Genomic DNA, 366 nt, shown 5'->3' with positions numbered 1-366 from the left:
GAGGATTAGCTCAGCTGGGAGAGCATCTGCCTTACAAGCAGAGGGTCGGCGGTTCGATCCCGTCATCCTCCACCATTATAATATTTTGTTGATTAAGCCGGTGTAGCTCAATTGGTAGAGCAACTGACTTGTAATCAGTAGGTTGGGGGTTCAAGTCCTCTTGCCGGCACCACTTTTTTATGATATAATATATAAGTCTCTTTTAAAGAGCCATTAGCTCAGTTGGTAGAGCATCTGACTTTTAATCAGAGGGTCGAAGGTTCGAGTCCTTCATGGCTCACCAATTTATGCGGGTGTGGCGGAATTGGCAGACGCGCTAGACTTAGGATCTAGTGTCTTTACGGCGTGGGGGTTCGAGTCCCTTCA

Annotated in this window: 2 tRNA genes; both read left to right on the top strand. The window is 47.3% G+C overall.

The features are described 5' to 3' along the window. The first annotated feature begins 96 nt into the window (after positions 1–96). Positions 97–172, top strand: a tRNA-Thr gene (locus tag QMZ64_RS23080). A 35-nt stretch (positions 173–207) separates the two neighbouring features. After that, a tRNA-Lys gene (locus QMZ64_RS23075) sits at positions 208–283 on the top strand. The last annotated feature ends 83 nt before the right edge of the window (positions 284–366 follow it).

The organism is Bacillus sp. LB7, from assembly GCF_030449715.1.
In the GTDB taxonomy this organism is placed as follows: Bacteria; Bacillota; Bacilli; order Bacillales; family Bacillaceae; genus Bacillus; species Bacillus paralicheniformis.
Note: the sequence above shows the minus strand (reverse complement) of the source record. Positions and strands in the feature narration are given on the sequence as shown.